General features: G+C 67.1%; 10 protein-coding genes and 2 rRNA genes. 7 read left to right on the forward strand and 5 right to left on the reverse strand.

All coding sequences use genetic code 11. The features are described from left to right. Positions 1-49 precede the first annotated feature (49 nt). Together AC27IY_RS20505 and AC27IY_RS20510 are read left to right on the forward strand one after the other, a co-directional pair. A complete protein-coding gene (locus AC27IY_RS20505; RefSeq protein ID WP_487178873.1) occupies positions 50-847 on the forward strand; it encodes a class I SAM-dependent methyltransferase in 798 nt (265 codons plus the stop codon). Between the two features lie 42 nt (positions 848-889). Further along, positions 890-1,267 carry a VOC family protein gene (locus tag AC27IY_RS20510; RefSeq protein WP_344212842.1) on the forward strand — a complete coding sequence of 126 codons (378 nt, stop codon included), beginning with the start codon at positions 890-892 and terminating at the stop codon, positions 1,265-1,267. A 13-nt stretch (positions 1,268-1,280) separates the two neighbouring features. Here AC27IY_RS20510 and AC27IY_RS20515 read toward each other — a convergent pair whose 3' ends face one another. Next, on the reverse strand, positions 1,281-1,730 hold the full coding sequence (locus AC27IY_RS20515; protein ID WP_344212840.1) for a hypothetical protein: 450 nt from the start codon (positions 1,728-1,730) through the stop codon (positions 1,281-1,283). 76 nt (positions 1,731-1,806) lie between these two features. On the opposite strand from AC27IY_RS20515, the gene AC27IY_RS20520 reads away from it, so the two are divergent. Beyond that, positions 1,807-2,277, forward strand: coding sequence for a GNAT family N-acetyltransferase (locus AC27IY_RS20520; RefSeq protein ID WP_487178875.1), 471 nt, complete (start codon positions 1,807-1,809; stop codon positions 2,275-2,277). On the opposite strand, the gene AC27IY_RS20525 is transcribed toward AC27IY_RS20520, so the two are convergent. After that, positions 2,258-2,803, reverse strand: coding sequence for a PadR family transcriptional regulator (locus AC27IY_RS20525; RefSeq protein ID WP_344212836.1), 546 nt, complete (start codon positions 2,801-2,803; stop codon positions 2,258-2,260). The genes AC27IY_RS20520 and AC27IY_RS20525 overlap by 20 nt on opposite strands. A gap of 72 nt (positions 2,804-2,875) precedes the next feature. Between AC27IY_RS20525 and AC27IY_RS20530 the strand changes: the two genes are divergently transcribed. Beyond that, a complete protein-coding gene (locus AC27IY_RS20530; protein ID WP_487178877.1) occupies positions 2,876-3,649 on the forward strand; it encodes an alpha/beta fold hydrolase in 774 nt (257 codons plus the stop codon). On the opposite strand, the gene AC27IY_RS20535 is transcribed toward AC27IY_RS20530, so the two are convergent. After that, positions 3,627-5,642, reverse strand: a complete 2,016-nt coding sequence (locus tag AC27IY_RS20535) for a molybdopterin-containing oxidoreductase family protein (RefSeq protein ID WP_487178878.1) — start codon at positions 5,640-5,642, stop codon at positions 3,627-3,629. The genes AC27IY_RS20530 and AC27IY_RS20535 overlap by 23 nt on opposite strands. 234 nt (positions 5,643-5,876) lie before the next feature. Between AC27IY_RS20535 and AC27IY_RS20540 the strand changes: the two genes are divergently transcribed. Further along, positions 5,877-8,252, forward strand: coding sequence for a flippase-like domain-containing protein (locus AC27IY_RS20540; RefSeq protein WP_344212830.1), 2,376 nt, complete (start codon positions 5,877-5,879; stop codon positions 8,250-8,252). A gap of 31 nt (positions 8,253-8,283) precedes the next feature. On the opposite strand, the gene mgrA is transcribed toward AC27IY_RS20540, so the two are convergent. Further along, positions 8,284-9,279: an L-glyceraldehyde 3-phosphate reductase gene (gene mgrA, locus AC27IY_RS20545; protein ID WP_487178879.1), complete on the reverse strand. Its 996-nt coding sequence runs from the start codon at positions 9,277-9,279 to the stop codon at positions 8,284-8,286. Next, a complete protein-coding gene (locus AC27IY_RS20550) occupies positions 9,276-11,366 on the reverse strand; it encodes a S9 family peptidase (RefSeq protein WP_423477167.1) in 2,091 nt (696 codons plus the stop codon). The genes mgrA and AC27IY_RS20550 overlap by 4 nt, the downstream gene beginning before the upstream one ends. Before the next feature lie 518 nt (positions 11,367-11,884). Here AC27IY_RS20550 and AC27IY_RS20555 point away from each other — a divergent pair. Further along, positions 11,885-13,407: ribosomal RNA gene (locus AC27IY_RS20555) — 16S ribosomal RNA — on the forward strand. A 324-nt stretch (positions 13,408-13,731) separates the two neighbouring features. Then, a 23S ribosomal RNA gene (locus tag AC27IY_RS20560) occupies positions 13,732-16,840 on the forward strand. The 16S and 23S rRNA genes sit together here, the layout of an rRNA operon. Positions 16,841-16,910 lie beyond the last annotated feature (70 nt).

Consider the following 16,910-nt stretch of genomic DNA (forward strand, 5'->3'; position numbering starts at 1 on the left):
GAAATGCTACCCGCGGGTAACCCCCGCCATGCATGGCATGCTCGTCTCCATGGACGCCGAAGAACTCGCCGTGCGGTGGCGGGAGCGACTGGAGGCCTGGGCGATCCCGGACGAGATCCTGGCCCGTGCTTCCGCCGACCCCTGGACTCACTCGCCCGAACGGTTCGGCACCCGCACCGACCGGGCCCTCGCCGAGCCGGACGACGGACCCACGACGACGAGGCTGATGGAGGCCCTGCCCGACCAGGGCACGCTGCTCGACGTGGGCTGCGGCGCCGGCGCGTCCTCGCTGCCGCTGGCCGGGCGCCTCGGCCACCTCTACGCGGTCGACTCCTCGGCCGCGATGCTCGACGGGCTCACGCTGCGGGCCGACAAGCTCGGGGTGCCGGTCACCACGATCCACGGCCGCTGGCCGGACGTCGCCGACGAGGCCCCGGTGGCCGACGTCGCCATCGCCGCGCACGTCGTCTACAACGTGCCCGACCTGGCCGGCTTCCTGCGCGCGCTCGACGCGCACACGCGCGGGCGGGTGGTGCTGGAGCTGACGCACCGCCACCCGACGAGCTGGATGACGCCGCTCTGGCAGCACTTCCACGGCATCGACCGCCCGGCGCGGCCGGTCGCCGAGGACTGCGTGGCGCTGGCGGCGGCGCTCGGCTTCGCCGTACGGGTGGAGGAGCGGGAGGCCCCGCTGGAACGATTCAGCTCCCTGGAGGAGCTCGCGGCCAGCGCCTGCCGGCGGGCGTGCCTCGACCCGTCCCGAGCGGACGAGGTGGCCGAGACGGCCGTCGCGCTCGGCATGTGGCCGTTGCCGAGGGACCGCTGGGTCACCGTCTGGTGGGACTGACACCGGTTTGACGTCTACGGCGGTGTCGGGTTGGGTGTTGCCATGATCGAGATCCACGCCGTCACCGTCGACGCCGCCGACCCCTACGCGCTCGCGAGCTGGTGGAGCAGGGCCACCGGGCTGCCTCTGGGCGAGGACGACCAGCCGGGCGACGACGAGGTGATGCTGCGGACCGAGCGCGACCCCTACGTGCTGTTCATCCGCGTCCCCGAGGGCAAGACGGTCAAGAACCGCCTGCACTTCGACGTCAACGGCACCGCGGGCGCGACCCGCGACGAGGAGGTCGACCGGCTCATCGGGCTGGGCGCGACCGTCCACGCCGACCTGCGCCGGCCCGACGGCACCGGATGGGTGACGATGCTCGACCCCGAGGGCAACGAGTTCTGCGTGTGCCGCAGCCAGGCCGAGCGGGAGTCCTGAAGGCCGGGTGGGGTCACCGCTCAGAGCGTGCCCTGCCCTGCATCGTGAGCGTCAGGATGGCGGCGATCAGATAGACCAGCGCGCCGTGCCACAGCGCGTGCACGGCCGAGCCGAAGACCCCCTCGCCGTCGAGGACGAGCTGCACCGGATAGTCGAGCACCGCCGTGATGCCCGCGGGCAGCAGCGCGAACTTCCACGGGTGGCGCAGCGACCAGACGCGCGCCTGGCGGGTGACCCGGTCGCCCTCGTGCGGCTTGGACACCGCCCCGATCGCGGCGATCAGGGCGAACAGGCTGATGCCGAGGCCCAGCGCCCACACCAGGTCGCCGCCGCCCGTGAGCAGGCCCATGCCGTAGCTGGCGGCGGTGACGACACCGCCGCCGACGGCCGCGGCCTTCCAAGGGGCGCCACGGAGCGCGGCACCGGAGAGCGATATCTCATCGCGTCGACTGATTTCGTTCATATCGCCATGGTCGCTCCCGGGGCCCCTTGGGAGCATCGGGGACGGACCCTGAGCCGTCCCTGACATGATGCGAAACATGCAGGAACCGCACGTAACAGACATCACCTTCCGTACAGCCCGCCGTGACGACGTGCCCGCCATCGTCGCGATGCTGGCCGACGACCCCCTCGGCGCCCGGCGCGAGGGCGACCCCGGCGACCCGCGTTACCTCGCGGCCTTCGACCGCATCGACGCCGACCCGTACGACGAGCTCGTCGTCGCCGAGCAGGGCGGCGAGGTGGTGGGCACGATGCAGCTCACGTACCTGGCCGGGCTCTCCCGCCTCGGGGCCGAACGCTGCCAGATCGAGGCCGTACGGGTCCACGCGTCGACCAGAGGCCGGGGGCTCGGCCGCCGGATGATCGGCTGGGCCGTGGAGCGGGCCCGCGAGCGCGGCTGCGCCATGGTGCAGCTCACCTCGGACAAGACCCGCACCGACGCGCACCGCTTCTACGGCTCGCTCGGCTTCACCGCCTCCCACGAGGGCTTCAAGCTCCAGCTGAGCTGAGCCGCTCCAGCATCCACCTGCACCACTCGACGCGGTGCCGCTCGTAGCCGAGCCCGCACCAGAGCGTCGCGTAGTTGCCGAACCGGGGATCGCCGGGCGGGGGCGGCCCGCCGAAGGCCGCCTCCTCCCGCTCGTAGTCCGCCAGCCGCTCCTCGTGCATGGCGAGCTGGTCGGCGAACAGCCTGCGCAGCAGCCCCGGCTCGGCCAGCCACGACGCGTACGTCTTCAGCACCAGCTCGTCGCGCTCCGGCCGGGCACGCGGCGGCTCGGTCACCCATGCCCGCAGCTCCGCCAGGCCGTCGGCGGTCAGATGGTAGACCTTCTTGCCCTGCGGCCCGGGACCGTGCTCGGCCTCGAAGCCCACCAGCCCCGCGGCGCGCAGCTTCTGCAGCTCGGCGTGGATCTGGCTGTGGCCGGCCGTCCAGAAGTAGCCGACCGGGGTGCGCATGGCGGCGGCGAGGTCGTATCCGGTGCGCTCGCCGCGGGCCAGCACGGCGAGGATCGCGAATCCCAGTGTTGAGGTCATCGTCGCCCCAGGATAAGGTCCTTCACACTATGTCAGTTCTGACATAGTGTGAGGCATTGGAGGTGGGCGGTCGTGCGAAGGATGCTGAGCGCCGTCGGACTCGTGACCATGCTGGCCGCGCTGGCCGCCTGCGGAAGCGGCGGCGGGGGCGCCACGGGGGCGGCCCCCGCCCCGGCGACCCCGGCGACCCCGGCGACCAGCGCCGCCCCCAGCAGCAGCCCGCCGCCCACCGGCCCCAACGTCTCCGGCTGCTTCACCGAGGCCGACGGCAAGATCTTCGAGTACGACGGCGGCCTCCCCGGCGTGATCACCGGCACCGGCTCCACCGGCGTCGTCATCACCTACGAGCGCCGCGGCAACGTCTGCACCTGGCGCCCGCTCTCCGACCGCCTGGTCGCCGCCGGCTACCGCGTGCTCCTCTACGCGAGAAGCGCCGTCGCCGCCCCCGAGGACACCACCGTCGCCATGGCGAAACGCCTGGCCAAGGAGAAGGGCGTCGGCCGCGTGTTCCTGGTCGGCGGCTCGATCGGCGCCACCACCGCCGTCCCGGCCGCGCTGCGGCTCGGCCCGGAGAAGATCGCCGGCGTGGTCGCCCTGTCAGGCGAGATCGCCGCCGAGGACGCGGCCAAGCTGACCGTCCCGCTGCTCCAGATCGGCAGCGAGCACGACGACTACGGCGGCCGCGCCGCGCTCGACGCCGCCCGCGCCGCCGCCACCAAGGCCCCGGACGCCCAGGCGCTCGTCATCCCGGGGGAGCGCCTGCACGCCTCCCAGCTGCTCGCGAGCCCGTACGCCGATCAGGTCCTGAGCACCGTCGAGACGTTCATGAACCGGCACAAGGGCTGACCTCGACCAGGTTGTCGTGGAAGCCAGGCCCCTTGCCCATGTCGCCGTCCCGCTCGGCCACCACCGCGTTCGCGTTCGAGCCGCCGGGGCTGAGCTTCGGCCAGCGGCCCTTGGGCGAGGCCACGACCCCGGGGGCCACCCGGTCGCTGATCTCCACGTCGGCCAGGAACTCGCCGCCGTCGTTGTGGACCCGTACGCGCTGGCCGTCCGTCAGCCCGCGCGCCGCCGCGTCGGCCGCGTTGATCAGCACCACCGGGTCCTTGGCCCGCCGCCGCAGCTCCGCGTTGTTGCCGAACGTCGTGTTGAGGAACGTGTGCGAGGCCGGCGTCACCAGCGTCAGCCGGTACGGCGAGCCGTCCGCCGCCAGCGTCGCGTGCGACGGCACGTACGCCTCCCCGGGCCGCGGGAACCGCATCCGGCCCGACCGCGTCGGGAACCCGTCGGCGAAGGGCGTGAACGGCTTGGGATAGTTCATCCGCACCCAGCCCTCCTTGCGCAGCCGGTCGAGCGTGACGCCCTCCAGCGACGGATGCCCGCTGGACAGCAACTGCTCGGCCAGCTCCAGGTCCGAGTCGTAGAGCGACGGCTCGGTGAGCCCCATGTGCCTGGCCAGCCGCCGGAACGTCTCGGTCGTCGACAGGCACTCGCCGGGCGGCTCCACCGCGGCCTCGTTCCACAGCAGGTAGAGGTGGCCGTAGCCGGCGTGCAGGTCGTGGTGCTCGGTCTGCATGGTGGCCGGCAGCACGATGTCGGCGTAGTCCACGGTGTCCGTCGGGAACTGCTCCATGACGACCGTGAACAGGTCCTCGCGGGCGAGCTGCCGCCTGATGGCGTTCGCGTCGGGCGTGGAGCCGAGCGGGTTGGCCGCGTACACCCACAGGCACTTCACGTCGTCGAGCTGCGAGGCGAGCTTCGTCATGACCCGGGTGCGCACCGGCTTGGCCAGCAGGTCGTCGCGCGTGTCGATGTTGAGGTGGACGTGCCCGCTGGTCGAGTACGCCACCCCGCCCCCCGGATGCCGCCAGTCGCCCGTGACGGCAGGGATCGCGCCGATCGTCCGCATGGCCGTGCCGCCGCCCGCGTGCCGCTGGATGCCCATCGTGGCCCGGATGGCGGTCGGGCGGGTGTGCGCCAGCCTCATCCCCAGCCTGTGGATGTCGGCCGCCGGGATGCCGGTGATCTCGCTCACCTTCTCCACCGGGTGGGCCAGGATCTCCTCGCGGAAGCCGGCCCAGCCCTCGGTGTGCTCGGCCAGGTAGGCCTCGTCCTGGGCGTTCTCGGCCAGCACCACGTTGAGCAGCCCGAGCGCGAGCGCCGCGTCCGTGCCCGGCCGGATGGCGAGATGTTCGTCGGCCTGGTCGGCGGTCCTGGTGCGGATCGGGTCGATGGCGACCACGTGGGCGCCGTCCGCGCGGGCGTCCTGGATGAACTTCCACAGATGGTGGCCGCTGGTCAGCGTGTTGGTGCCCCAGAGCAGGATCAGCTTGGAGAGCGCGAAGTTCTCCGGGTCCATGCCGCCCGCGGTGCCGTTCGCGCGGAAGAGGCCGCTGCTGCCGGCCGCCGAGCAGATGTTGAGCCAGTGCTTGGACGCGCCCAGCACGTTCCAGAACCGCCGGCCCGCCACGCCCTCGCAGCCCTGCAGGTAGCCGAGCGTGCCGGTGCCGAGGTAGGGCCAGATGGCCTCGCCGCCGTGCTCGTCGACGATCGCGCGCAGCCGGGTGGCGATCTCCTCCAGGGCCTCGTCCCACGAGATCCGCTCGAACCGCCCCGAGCCCTTCGGGCCGACCCGGCGCATCGGGTGCAGAATGCGGTCGGGCGCCTGCGTGTGCTCCAGGTAACGGTTGACCTTCACGCACAGCGCGCCCCTGGTGTAGGGCTGGTCGGGGTTGCCGCGCAGCTTGACGGCCTGGCCGTCGTTCACGGTGACGACCCAGGAACAGGTGTCCGGGCAGTCCAGCGGACATGCCCCCAGAACTCTCAATTCGCCCGACATAGGACACAGCCTACGCGGGGCGCCGAGAGGTGAACTGCCGGAGCTGCACCGTGTAGCCTGCCTGCGCGGACGTAGGCTGCCCGATGGGGACGGCAGGCGCCCGTCCGCATTGCGAAACGGGGACACTGCGACCCAGAGATCTCACGGTCCTGCCGGGAAGGTGCAGAATCGCTGACGGTGGCCGAAATCAGGGAACGAGATGACGCGGAGGACCTCACGGAGGGGGATCCGGCCGTGGGCGAGCCACGCGCGGACACCGACGTCTACGTCGTAGAGCCGCTGCTGCCGCAGCGCCTGCGCCGTCCCTCCGACCTGCTGCGCTTCATCGCCACGCTCGTCGTCCTCGGCGCGGTCGTCCTGCTCGCCCTCGTCGCCAAGCAGACCCTCATCGGCCTGGAGGCCGACGTCAAGGAGGGCGCCGAGCTCGTCCCGCTGCTGAGCCGCGTCGCGGCCTTCCTCGGCGGCGCCGCCGTGCTCGTCGTGCCCACGGCGTTCGCCGTCGAACGGGTCTTCCACCGCGACGGCCTGCGCGTCGCCGAAGGGCTCATCGCCGCCATCGTGGGCATGGCCGGCTCGTTCCTGCTCGGGCAGTGGCTGGTCGGCGGCAACGTCGAGGACCTGCGCGTGCTGCTCACCGGCAACCGCGACATCGAGCCGCTGAACACCCTGCTCACCTCGGTCGTCGCCTACACCACCGCGGTCCGCATCTCCCGCCGCCCCACCTGGCGGATGCTCATGTGGACCACGATCGCGCTCTACATCCTCGCCTTCTTCTCCGGCCGCCAGATCACGATCCCCAGCGCCATCGTCACCGTCCTCGTCGGCATGGCCATCGGCTACGCCACCCTCTACGGCGTCGGCAGCCCCAACACCCGGCCGCCGGGCAGCGCCGTGGTGGCCGCGCTCCGCAAGCTGTCGTTCCAGGTCGTCTCCGCCCGCCGCATCGAGGACGACCACCAGGGCAGCCGCCGCTACGCCGTCGGGCTCAAGGACGGCACCAGCCTCGACGTCACCGTCCTCGACCGCGACCGGCAGGTGGCCGGGCTCCCGTACCGACTGTGGCGGCGCATCAGGCTCAACTCCGAGACCCGCCGCCGCGCCATCCGCTCGCTCCGCGCCGAGCTGGAGCGCGAGGCCCTCATGGCGTACGCCGGCCAGGCCGCGGGCGCCAGCACCCCGCGCCTGCTCGGCACCAGCGAGATCGGCACCGAGGCCGCCCTGCTCGCCTACGAGCACATCGAGACCCGCCCGCTCGACGAGGTCCCCGACAACGAGATCGACGACGCCCTGCTGCACCAGATCTGGGAACAGGTCGAGCTGCTGCAGATCCAGCGCCTCGCCCACCGCCGCCTCACCGGCGACGGCATCCACCTCGACCGGGCCGGCCGGGTCGTCCTCACCGACGCGCGCAGCGGCGAGATCGCCGCCGGCGACCTGCTGCTGCGCCTCGACGTCGCCCAACTCCTCACCTACCTCGCGCTGCGCGTCGGCCCCGAGCGCTCCGTACGCGCCGCGTCCGCCGTGATGGGCCCCGACGCGCTCGCCGCCGCCATGCCGCTGCTCCAGCGCATCGCGCTCACCAGGGAGACCCGCGCGGCCGTCGGCAAGGCCAAGCAGATCCTGCCCGGCATCCGCGAGCAGATCGTCGCGCTCAAGCCGCAGGGCAAGGTCGAGGAGGTCCGGCTCGAACGCTTCCGCCCGCGCACGCTCGTCACCATCATCGCCAGCGCGCTCGCCGCCTACTTCCTGCTCTCCCAGCTCAGCCAGGTGAACATCTACGAGGTGGTCACCACGGCCAACTGGGCCTGGTCGATCCTGGCGCTCGCGGCGTCGTTCGTCAGCTTCGTGGCCGCCGCGCTCATGCTGCGCGGCTTCGTGCCCGAGCCGCTGCCGCTCTGGCGGACCGTGCTGGTGCAGTTCGCGTCGTCGTTCGTCAAGCTGGTCGCGCCCGCGGCCGTCGGCGGCGTCGCGATCAACACCCGCTACCTGCAGAAACGCGGCATCCCGCCGGGCAGCGCGGTCGCCAGCGTCGGCGCCTCCCAGCTCATCATGCTGGTCTTCCACATCGCGCTGCTGCTGCTGTTCGCCTACATCACCGGCTCCAACACCGCGACGTCCTTCACCCCGTCGCGCGGCCTGGTGCTGGCGCTGCTGGCCGTGGCGGTGGCGGTCGTCGGGGTGCTGGGCGTGCCGCCGCTGCGCAGGCTGATCACCTCGCGGATGCGCCGGCTGTTCAGCAACGTGCTGCCGCGCCTGCTCGACGTGCTCCAGTCGCCGCGCAAGATGATCGAGGCGTGCGCCGGCACCCTGATGATCACGATGGCGTTCGTGGTGTGCCTGGACGCCTGTGTGGCGGCGTTCGGCGGCGAGCTCAGCTTCACCGCCGTCGCCGTCGTCTACCTCACGGCCAACGCCATCGGCTCGGCCGCGCCCACCCCCGGCGGGCTGGGCGCCGTCGAGGGCGCGCTGGCCCTGGGCCTCACCGTGGCCGGGCTGCCGGCCGAGCTCGCGACCTCGGCCGTGCTGCTGCACCGGCTGCTCACGTTCTGGCTGCCGGTGCTGCCCGGCTGGGCCTCCTTCACCTACCTCCAGCGGCACGAGGCCCTGTGAGCGAAGCGAACCATCAGACGCAGCATCTTGATCACCGGGCCGACGAAGTCGGAACGGTGATCTTGTCGATGGCGTCGAGTTCGTCCTCGGTGAAGGCGGGGCCGTCCACGCAGGCCACGTTGTCCTCAAGCTGCCCGACGCTGCTCGCGCCGATGAGCACGCTGGTCACCCTCGGGTCCCTGAGCGTCCACGACAGCGCCATCTGGGCCAGCGTCTGACCCCGCCCGCGGGCGATCTCGTCGAGGTCGCGGGCGAGCTCCCTGTCGATCCGGTCCGGGGTGAGGAACCGGCTGGTGGCCGCCCGCGAGTCGGCCGGCACCCCCTTCAGGTAGCGGTCTGTCAGCACCCCCTGCGCCAGCGGCGAGAACACGATGCAGCCCATGCCCGCCTCCTCCAGCGTGTCCAGCAGCCCGTCCTCGATCCACCGATTGATCATCGAGTACGACGGCTGATGGATGAGCAGCGGCGTGCCCAGCTCGCGCATGATCCGCGCCGCCTGCGCGGTCTGCTCGGGCGAGTAGTTGGAGATGCCCGCGTACAGCGCCTTGCCCGAGCGCACCGCCCGGTCCAGCGCCCCCATGGTCTCCTCCAGCGGCGTGTCCGGGTCGGGCCGGTGGCTGTAGAAGATGTCCACGTAGTCGAGGCCCATCCGGCCGAGCGACTGGTCGAGGCTCGCCAGCAGATATTTGCGCGAGCCCCACTCGCCGTACGGGCCGGGCCACATGTCGTACCCGGCCTTGGTCGAGATGATCAGCTCGTCCCGGTAGGGGAGGAAGTCCTCGCGCAGGATCCGGCCGAACGTGCGCTCCGCGGACCCGTACGGCACCCCGTAGTTGTTGGCCAGGTCGAAGTGCGTCACCCCGAGGTCGAACGCCCGCCGCAGGATCGCCCGCGAGTTCTCGACCGGCCGGTCGTCGCCGAAGTTGTGCCACAGGCCGAGCGACACCGCCGGCAGCCTCAGCCCGCTGCGCCCGCTCCGGTTGTACGGCTGCCGCTCGTAGCGCTCGTCGTCCGCCCGGTAACTCATGCCGTGCCCCTCTCGATGATCCAGGAGAGCGCGAACGCCTCCTCGCGCCAGGCGTCGTAGCGCCCGCTGCGCCCGCCGTGACCGGCCCCCATCTCCGTCTTCAGCAGGAACGGGCCGCCCTGGGCGCTCGCCCGCAGCCGGGCGATCCACTTGGCCGGCTCGTGGTAGAGGACGCGCGTGTCGTTGAGGCTGGTGATCGCCAGAACAGGCGGGTACGTCCGCCCGTCCACGTTCTCGTACGGCGTGTAGCTCTTCATATAGGCGTACACGTCGGGATCGTGCAGCGGATCGCCCCACTCATCCCATTCGATCACGGTCAGCGGCAGCGACGGATCGAGGATCGTGTTGAGCGCGTCCACGAACGGCACCTCGGCCACCACGCCCGCGAACTCCTCGGGCGCCAAGTTCGTCACCGCGCCCATGAGCAGACCGCCCGCCGAGCCGCCCCGCGCGATGATCCGCTCGCTCCAGCCGGACGCCTTCATGTGCCTGGCCGCCGCCACGAAGTCCGTGAACGTGTTGCGCTTCCTGGTCAGCTTGCCGTCCTCGTACCAGCGCCGGCCCATCTCGCCGCCGCCCCGCACGTGCGCGACCGCGAAGACGAACCCGCGGTCGAGCAGCGACAGCCGCGCCACCGAGAAGCCCGGGTCGATCGAGGTCTCGTAGCTGCCGTAGCCGTAGAGCAGGGTCGGCGCCGGCGTGGCCGCGTCCTTCCGCTTGACGATCGAGATCGGCACCCGCGTGCCGTCCTTCGCCGTGGCCCACTCGCGGAACTGCTCGTACTCGGCCGGGTCGTAGCCGCCCAGCACCGGGCGCCGCTTCAGCAGGATCAGCTCGTGGGAGTCGAGCTCGTAGTCGTACACGCTGGGCGGCGTCACCATGCTCGTGTACGTCAGCCGCAGCCGCCTCGTCGTGAACTCGGGGTTGCCGGCCGGGCCGACGTCGTACAGCGGCTCGGGGAAGTCGATCTCGTACGCGTTCCGCTCGGCCGCCTCGACGCGCTCACGCCAGCCCTGCCCCCCGTCCGGGTACGGCAGCACCCGCAGCCCGGTCAGCCCGTCGCGCCGGAAATACACCACCGCGTGGTCGGCGAAGGCGTCGATGCCCAGCAGCCGGGTGTCCTCCCGGTGGGGGATCAGCGGCGTCCACTCGGCGGGGGCGTCGAGCGGCGCCGTGGCCAGCTCGAAGTTCTCGGCGTTCTCGTTGTGCAGGATGAAGAAGAAGTCGCCGGCGTGCTCGACGCTGTACTCCACGCCGGTCGTACGCGGCCGGACGACCCGGAACTCACCGGAGTGGTCGGCCGAGTCGAGGATGCGGACCTCGCTGGTGATCTTGCTGCCGGCGGCCAGCACCAGGTAGCGCTCGCTGCGGGTCAGCCCGATGCCCACCCAGTAACGCTCGTCGGCCTCCTCGTACACCAGGACGTCCTCCTGCGTGCCGAGGGTGTGCCGGTAGACCTGGTAGGGACGCCAGGCGTCGTCCACCCGCGTGTAGAAGAACGCCGAGCCGTCGGGCGACCAGGCGCCGCCGTAGAAGATGTCGGCGATCTCGTCGGGCAGCACCTCGCCCGTCTCCAGGTTCTTGAAGCGCAGGGTGAAGCGCTCGTCGCCCTTGTAGTCGGTGGAGAAGGCCAGCATCGTCCCGTCGGGGCTGACCGCGCTGGTGCCGACGGAGAAGAACGGGCTCTCCCCGGCCAGCTCGTTGCCGTCGAGGACCACCTGCTCCAGGTCGAGGCGCTCGCCGGGGGTGATCAGCGGGGGCGCGTCGCTGTCGGCGGGGACGCGGCACGAGACGGCGTACTGCTTGCCCTCTTCGGTGCGGCTGAAGTACCACCAGGCGCCCTTGCGGCTCGGCACCGACAGGTCGGTCTCCTGGGTGCGCCCCTTGATCTCCTGGAACACCTGCTCCTGGAGGTCCGCCAGATGAGCGGTCTGCTCCTTGAGAAACGCGTTCTCCGCCTCCAGATAGGCGGTGGTGTCGGGATCGTCCTTGTTGGCCAGCCAGGCGTACTCGTCGATGAAGGTGTCGCCGTGATGCGTACGCTCGGCCGGGATCTTCTTCGCCACAGGCGGCATGTTGCTGCTCACGTGGGGAGTCTATGGTCGGCCGTGATCGTTCTGTGGCCGGAGAGACAGGCGAATCGGCACGAGCAGCGTGGAGGCGCTGCTAATCTTTAGAAGCCGACGCGGTGCGGCGCAACCCTCCTTCATCACTCAGATGACTTTGGTGTGCGTTGTGTCGCCAGTGCCGGTAATCCCTTGTGGCTCACCTGTCCGGTGATCGATTCGCTAGTCGGTCGAAGGGCTGGTAAGTTAGAGGGGTTGCCCCGGAAACGGGGCGCGGATTAATTCCAGCAGGTCGAGCAAGTCCGGTCAATTTGACAGAGACTTGAACGGCTGAAAGAATTAAGACACAACGAAGACGAAATGAACGCCTCCGAGGCGGGGCCCGCAAGGGAAACCGGCGAGGAAGTACGCGTCCGTTTCTTGAGAACTCAACAGTGTGTTAAAAGCCAGTGCATGTGCATCACACATGTATGACCCCGTCATTTTTGACGGATTCTTGCTTGGATGATTCATCCGGACAAGCTGTATTACGCAGACATTGTTTGGAGAGTTTGATCCTGGCTCAGGACGAACGCTGGCGGCGTGCTTAACACATGCAAGTCGAGCGGAAAGGCCCTTCGGGGTACTCGAGCGGCGAACGGGTGAGTAACACGTGAGCAACCTGCCCCTGACTCTGGGATAAGCCCGGGAAACTGGGTCTAATACCGGATATGACCGCCTCCGGCATCGGATGGTGGTGGAAAGTTTTTCGGTCGGGGATGGGCTCGCGGCCTATCAGCTTGTTGGTGGGGTAGTGGCCTACCAAGGCGACGACGGGTAGCCGGCCTGAGAGGGCGACCGGCCACACTGGGACTGAGACACGGCCCAGACTCCTACGGGAGGCAGCAGTGGGGAATATTGCGCAATGGGCGGAAGCCTGACGCAGCGACGCCGCGTGGGGGATGACGGCCTTCGGGTTGTAAACCTCTTTCAGCAGGGACGAAGTTGACGTGTACCTGCAGAAGAAGCGCCGGCTAACTACGTGCCAGCAGCCGCGGTAATACGTAGGGCGCAAGCGTTGTCCGGAATTATTGGGCGTAAAGAGCTCGTAGGTGGCTGGTCGCGTCTGCCGTGAAAGCCCGCAGCTTAACTGCGGGTCTGCGGTGGATACGGGCCGGCTAGAGGTAGGTAGGGGCAAGTGGAATTCCTGGTGTAGCGGTGAAATGCGCAGATATCAGGAGGAACACCGGTGGCGAAGGCGGCTTGCTGGGCCTTACCTGACGCTGAGGAGCGAAAGCGTGGGGAGCGAACAGGATTAGATACCCTGGTAGTCCACGCTGTAAACGTTGGGCGCTAGGTGTGGGACCCTTCCACGGGTTCCGTGCCGGAGCTAACGCATTAAGCGCCCCGCCTGGGGAGTACGGCCGCAAGGCTAAAACTCAAAGGAATTGACGGGGGCCCGCACAAGCGGCGGAGCATGTTGCTTAATTCGACGCAACGCGAAGAACCTTACCAAGGTTTGACATCACCCGGACCGCCTCAGAGATGGGGCTTCCCTTTTGGGCTGGGTGACAGGTGGTGCATGGCTGTCGTCAGCTCGTGTCGTGAGATGTTGGGTTAAGTCCCGCAACGAGCGCAACCCTTGCTCCATGTTGCCAGCAACACCTTCGGGTGGTTGGGGACTCATGGGGGACTGCCGGGGTCAACTCGGAGGAAGGTGGGGATGACGTCAAGTCATCATGCCCCTTATGTCTTGGGCTGCAAACATGCTACAATGGCCGGTACAGAGGGTTGCGATACCGTGAGGTGGAGCGAATCCCTAAAAGCCGGTCTCAGTTCGGATTGGGGTCTGCAACTCGACCCCATGAAGTCGGAGTCGCTAGTAATCGCAGATCAGCAATGCTGCGGTGAATACGTTCCCGGGCCTTGTACACACCGCCCGTCACGTCACGAAAGTCGGCAACACCCGAAGCCCGTGGCCCAACCAGCTTGCTGGGGGGAGCGGTCGAAGGTGGGGCTGGCGATTGGGACGAAGTCGTAACAAGGTAGCCGTACCGGAAGGTGCGGCTGGATCACCTCCTTTCTAAGGAGCACTCTCACCCGTCACCACCGAACGTGTGGTGGGGTGACAGCTCACTAGTGGAGCACTGGCTAGTCAGCCGGACCGGGTCGCCGGGCCGCAAGTACCGCCCAGCCCCTCTCGCGAGGGGATCGGGGAGTGGGAACGGGGTCGCCGGGGGTTCGGGCCGGGTCTGAAACACACTGTTGGGTCCTGAAGGAACGGGCACATTGATTGCGCTCGTCTTCTTCGGAGCACAGGGCCGCTGAAGGGCTGGGAGCATTCCCTGCTCGGAAGCGGTTGCTGTTTGTTGTTTGAGATTTGCATAGTGGACGCGAGCATCTTTGTGGCCAAGTTTTTAAGGGCACACGGTGGATGCCTTGGCATCAGGAGCCGATGAAGGACGTGGGAGGCTGCGTTAAGCCTCGGGGAGTCGCCAACCAGACGTTGATCCGGGGATGTCCGAATGGGGAAACCTAGCACCAGTCATGTGGTGTTGCCTCCGCCTGAATGTATAGGGCGGTTGGTGGTAACGCGGGGAAGTGAAACATCTCAGTACCCGTAGGAAGAGAAAACAAGAGTGATTCCGTGAGTAGTGGTGAGCGAAAGCGGATGAGGCTAAACCGGGCGTGTGTGATAGCCGGCAGGCGTTGCATGTCCGGGGTCGTGGGACCCTCTGGTGGTTTCTGCCGGAACCGCAAGAAGTTATAAACCTTTGGGGTAGTTGAAAGCTCTGGGAAGGGCTGCCGTAGACCGTGAAAGCCGGGTAGACGAAACCTTGAAGGCTTCTGGAGGGGATCCCAAGTAGCACGGGGCCCGAGAAATCCTGTGTGAATCTGCCAGGACCACCTGGTAAGCCTAAATACTCCCTGATGACCGATAGTGCACGAGTACCGTGAGGGAAAGGTGAAAAGTGCCCCGGTGAGGGGTCGTGAAATAGTACCTGAAACCGTGTGCCTACAAGCCGTAGGAGCTTAGCTGGTCTTCGGATCGGCTGTGATGTGACTGCGTGCCTTTTGAAGAATGAGCCTGCGAGTTATGGTGTGTGGCGAGGTTAACCCGTGTGGGGGAGCCGTAGCGAAAGCGAGTCTGAAGAGGGCGTTTGAGTCGCATGCTGTAGACCCGAAGCGGAGTGATCTACGCATGGGCAGGTTGAAGCTCAGGTAAGACTGGGTGGAGGACCGAACCCACCAGGGTTGAAAACCTGGGGGATGATCTGTGTGTAGGGGTGAAAGGCCAATCAAACTCCGTGATAGCTGGTTCTCCCCGAAATGCATTTAGGTGCAGCGTCGCGTGTTTCTTGCCGGAGGTAGAGCACTGGATGGCCGATGGGCCCGACAAGGTTACTGACGTCAGCCAAACTCCGAATGCCGGTAAGTGAGAGCGTGGCAGTGAGACTGCGGGCGATAAGGTTCGTAGTCGAGAGGGAAACAGCCCAGATCACCGACTAAGGCCCCTAAGCGTGTGCTAAGTGGGAAAGGATGTGGAGTCGCAGAGACAACCAGGAGGTTGGCTTAGAAGCAGCCACCCTTGAAAGAGTGCGTAATAGCTCACTGGTCAAGTGATTCTGCGCCGACAATGTAGCGGGGCTCAAGCACACCGCCGAAGTCGTGGCACTGATGAGACATCGTTCTTGTTGGTGGGTAGGGGAGCGTCGTGCAGCCGGTGAAGCGGCAGAGTGATCTAGTCGTGGAGGCTGTGCGAGTGAGAATGCAGGCATGAGTAGCGAATCGAGGGTGAGAAACCCTCGCGCCGGATGACCAAGGGTTCCTGGGGCAGGCTAATCCGCCCAGGGTAAGTCGGGACCTAAGGCGAGGCCGACAGGCGTAGTCGATGGACAACGGGTTGATATTCCCGTACCCGCTTCAATGCGCCCATACTGAACCTCGTGATGCTAAGAGTCCTTAAGTCGGCCGGCCCTTCGGGGCGGGTGTCAGGCTGAACGCTCGGTCCGATCGGGTAGTAGGTAAGCGATGGGGTGACGCAGGAAGGTAGTCCAGCCCAGGCGATGGTTGTCCTGGGGTAAGCATGTAGCCCGTGTTGTAGGCAAATCCGCAACACATGCAGGGTGAGATGTGATGCCGAGCCGATTGTGGTGAAGTGGATGATCCTATGCTGCCGAGAAAAGCCTCTAGTGAGTGTTGTGGCGGCCCGTACCCTAAACCGACTCAGGTGGTCAGGTAGAGAATACTAAGGCGATCGGGTGAACTGTGGTTAAGGAACTCGGCAAATTGCCCCCGTAACTTCGGGAGAAGGGGGACCTCTGCTGGTGATGAGTCTTGCACTCGGAGCTGGTGGGGGTCGCAGTGGCCAGGGGGAAGCGACTGTTTACTAAAAACACAGGTCCGTGCGAAGTCGTAAGACGATGTATACGGACTGACGCCTGCCCGGTGCCGGAACGTTAAGGGGACCGCTTAGTCAGCGTGAGCTGGCGAAGGTGAGAACTTAAGCGCCGGTAAACGGCGGTGGTAACTATAACCATCCTAAGGTAGCGAAATTCCTTGTCGGGTAAGTTCCGACCTGCACGAATGGCGTAACGACTTCCCCGCTGTCTCAACCACAGACCCGGCGAAATTGCACTACGAGTAAAGATGCTCGTTTCGCGCAGCAGGACGGAAAGACCCCGGGACCTTCACTACAGCTTGACATTGGCGTTTGGAGCGTCTTGTGTAGGATAGGTGGGAGACTGGGAAGCTCGGACGCTAGTTCGGGTGGAGTCATTGGTGAAATACCACTCTGGTCGTTTTGAACGTCTAACTCTGGTCCGTGATCCGGATCGGGGACAGTGTCTGGTGGGTAGTTTAACTGGGGCGGTTGCCTCCTAAAGGGTAACGGAGGCGCCCAAAGGTTCCCTCAGCCTGGTTGGCAATCAGGTGTTGAGTGTAAGTGCACAAGGGAGCTTGACTGTGAGACTGACGGGTCGAGCAGGAGCGAAAGCTGGGACTAGTGATCCGGCATCGGCGTGTGGAAGCGGTGTCGCTCAACGGCTAAAAGGTACCCCGGGGATAACAGGCTGATCTTCCCCAAGAGTCCATATCGACGGGATGGTTTGGCACCTCGATGTCGGCTCGTCGCATCCTGGGGCTGGAGTAGGTCCCAAGGGTTGGGCTGTTCGCCCATTAAAGCGGTACGCGAGCTGGGTTTAGAACGTCGCGAGACAGTTCGGTCCCTATCCGCTGCGCGCGCAGGAGACTTGAAAGGGGCTGTCCCTAGTACGAGAGGACCGGGACGGACGAACCTCTGGTGTGCCAGTTGTATCGCCAGGTGCACGGCTGGTTGGCTACGTTCGGAAGGGATAACCGCTGAAAGCATCTAAGCGGGAAGCTCGCCTTGAGATGAGGTCTCCCACCCTGTGAGGGGGTAAGGCTCCCGGTAGACGACCGGGTTGATAGGCCGGAGGTGGAAGCGCGGTAACGTGTGGAGCTGACCGGTACTAATAGGCCGAGGACTTGACCTCAAAGCATACTTTCTTTCTAGTTTTTGCTCGCGTCCACTAGGCAATTCTGAGACTGCAAACACGGCTGTGT

The sequence above is a fragment of the Nonomuraea sp. B208 genome, from assembly GCF_057536035.1.